Origin of the sequence: Citrobacter sp. Awk 4, assembly GCF_028069725.1 — a bacterium.
Classification (GTDB): Bacteria; Pseudomonadota; Gammaproteobacteria; order Enterobacterales; family Enterobacteriaceae; genus Citrobacter_D.
The window spans coordinates 1-2,529 of record NZ_JANEWG010000110.1 but is presented as its reverse complement, the minus strand read 5'-3'; the positions used below and the strand labels follow the sequence as shown (position 1 = coordinate 2,529).

Annotated in this window: 2 protein-coding genes and 1 pseudogene; all 3 read left to right on the top strand. The window is 51.6% G+C overall.

The window, feature by feature from the left end:
• The first annotated feature begins 342 nt into the window (after positions 1–342).
• Positions 343–1,044 (top strand): Rha family transcriptional regulator, encoded by a 702-nt coding sequence (locus NNO04_RS22285; RefSeq protein WP_060682233.1) that lies wholly within the window; start codon positions 343–345, stop codon positions 1,042–1,044.
• A 317-nt stretch (positions 1,045–1,361) separates the two neighbouring features.
• The gene (locus NNO04_RS22280; RefSeq protein WP_241176425.1) at positions 1,362–1,853 is read left to right on the top strand and encodes a hypothetical protein; all 492 of its coding nucleotides are present in this window, start codon (positions 1,362–1,364) and stop codon (positions 1,851–1,853) included.
• 64 nt (positions 1,854–1,917) lie between these two features.
• A pseudogene (locus NNO04_RS22275) lies at positions 1,918–2,529 on the top strand (hypothetical protein); the annotation flags it as partial.

The window sequence follows — 2,529 nt, the reverse complement described above, 5'->3', positions numbered from 1 at the left end:
GACCATACATTCCGCCTCTGGTCTTGATGCGTCAAGTTATGCGGAAGCTCTCCCGACATTAAGTCTTTCTCCATACCAAGGCTAGCAAGACAGCCTCTGTCAGACTCCCAGCCCGTTAGCGTTCTCGTGTCTTCATTATGACTTGGGTCTATCACCGCTCACCATCTGGACGTCGGACATGCTGTCTTGCACCTTTATCACTACTGGTCATCGCAGACCACATCATAATTACCTCAAGTCATTCTGTTTGCGTCCTGTTGCCTGCTGGTCTCCCTTTACGTGGGGGCTTGAGTAGGTCAGTGGGGGGCGACTTCAGGGTGCAAACAAAAGGAGTACACGTAAATGTCCCAACAAGAAATCAGCATCATTAACCTCGACCAGCTTGTGTCCATGACCTCAGTTGAAATTGCGGAGCTGACAGGCAAGGAGCACCGAAATGTCCTGCGCGATATTCGCAATATGGCTGAGGAGCTTAACGCGCTCAAAACTGAGCTGGTTGGCGAGGAAGTATACAAGGACGCTAAAGGCGAGAGCCGGGTAATGTACCGTCTCGACCGTAAGCATACTTTTATTCTGGTCGCTGGCTATTCCGTTCACCTCCGCGCCAAGTGTTACGATCATATTCAGACGTTAGAGCGTCGAGTCCTTCAACTGGAAGACCAGAAGAAGCGAGCAGCCATTCAGTCTGCTAACCGTCGAGGCGTGACTTGGGGTGACTACTGCAAAACCTATGGTCTACCTGCTCAGAAGCTAATGACCGCACTTCTTCAGCATCGTGGTCTCTTTCGTAAGAATCCAATCAGTAACGAGTGGTCTGTAAATCCAAAGTATTCCGACTGCTTCCGTATCATTAAGCCGTCAGACCAGAAGTTCTCAGCAGGTGGTTATAACTTTCGCTTCAACGCTAAGGGATTGGAGGTCTTCGGTAAGCCTGCGATAGTCGATAAACTGCGAGGCATCCTTATTGCCTTCACTGGCACCGACCAGCAGAAGCAAGAGCATCTCCTGAAGCAGGCCCAATCCGGCAAGCTGGAGGGACTCTAAGATGATTGACCCGCGCACACCTGAGGGCCGCATGACTCTCCGTTACCGTGGCTACCGGACTGAAGTCCTCCTCAGAGAGCTTGGTCTAGACCCGGAAGATGAGACCCGCCAGCACCAATCACGAGACGAGCTGATAGCGCAACTGGTCGCTATGAAACTGTCGCTAGCTTGCTAGCTGTCGTCAGCACACCGTTAGTAGCTTGCCTACTCACCACCCTAATTTAAACCTTTTGAGATGACCGATGCGGGGAGACGCCGCAGGACTAAACACGCCTGTGGTCGACCGATAGTCTCAACTCTCAAGAGGAGTAATTACTATGTTATTCAATAACCAAGACTGGAAACTGTCAGTCACCGACATCAATCTCTACGAGAATACTGTGAGTCTGGACGGTCAGTTCTATCCGCTGTCCCTCGCTATCAAGACCCTGATTCCGGGCTACCTGTCAGGCCTGCCGTCTACCAGCCGCGAGTCTATGGAGTTATTGGAAGCCCTGGCTGAAGCTGGCGTGACCATTGGTAACTTCTTCAGTAATGACCTGATGACCGCCTACCAACGCCGCCAGATGAATAAGCGTGTCGAGGCTGAGCGTATCGCTAAAGAGCTGGCGTCTCAGAAAGAGCGTACCCGCGAAATGTTCATGACCGAGGACGAATGGCAGAAAGAGCTACAGCGCCGCGAACAGGTCAAAGCTGAACGCCGGACATATGGTGAGAACCTCCGCAGCGCTACCCATTCTGCTGGTCGTTCCAAGGCTTCAATTATGGCTGACCTCGATAGTGGCGCTAACTGGATGGATTCCATCTAAGAACACACGGTCCCTGACTTACCGTTAGGGACTTCAAGTATTTGACTTAAGGAGATTAATTATCATGACTATGACTAAAGACGCTTTCCAGTTCGGCATTGAGCCTGTTCGTATCACCGACACCGACAACCTTCAGATTAACGAAGGTTTGCCAACTAACGCAGACCCTCAGGTCTATGCCTTCAAGTTAGCTAAGCTGGTGAAGACCATGCTCAATTCTGTGCTTAAAGATGCTCAGGATAACATCCCGTTCCCGGTAGAAGTCCTGCCGACCCGTAACAGCTTACCGACTCCAATCATTGCTCACACTCTGACTGACCGCTCTGTGCTGGTCCCTGTCCGTGGTGGCAAGCGACCTGAAGTCGTGACAGCTCCGTCTGGAACCGAAATCACCGTTGAGCCGATTGAGCAAGCTATCCTCGTGTCTCACCAGACCAAGCTATGGGACGCCAAGTCTTCCACTGGTTTCACTCAGGGTACGCTCCAGCAGGACGCTCTGAATATCTGTGATAACGTGGTCCGCACCATCAATAGCCGCATGGTCGATGTGCTGGAATCCTCTAAGCTACTGAAGACTGTAGAGCTTCCGGTCCTGACTGGTAGCCTGACAGCTAAGGCAGACACTATCATGGACGCGCTGTATGAGAACACCGAGTCTTCTTTCGGTTCTGAGGTT

Excerpts from the sequence above, each read along its gene's own strand:
- NNO04_RS22285 (WP_060682233.1), top strand. The coding sequence starts at position 343 with ATGTCCCAACAAGAAATCAGCATCATTAACCTCGACCAGCTTGTGTCC.
- NNO04_RS22280 (WP_241176425.1), top strand. The coding sequence starts at position 1,362 with ATGTTATTCAATAACCAAGACTGGAAACTGTCAGTCACCGACATCAAT.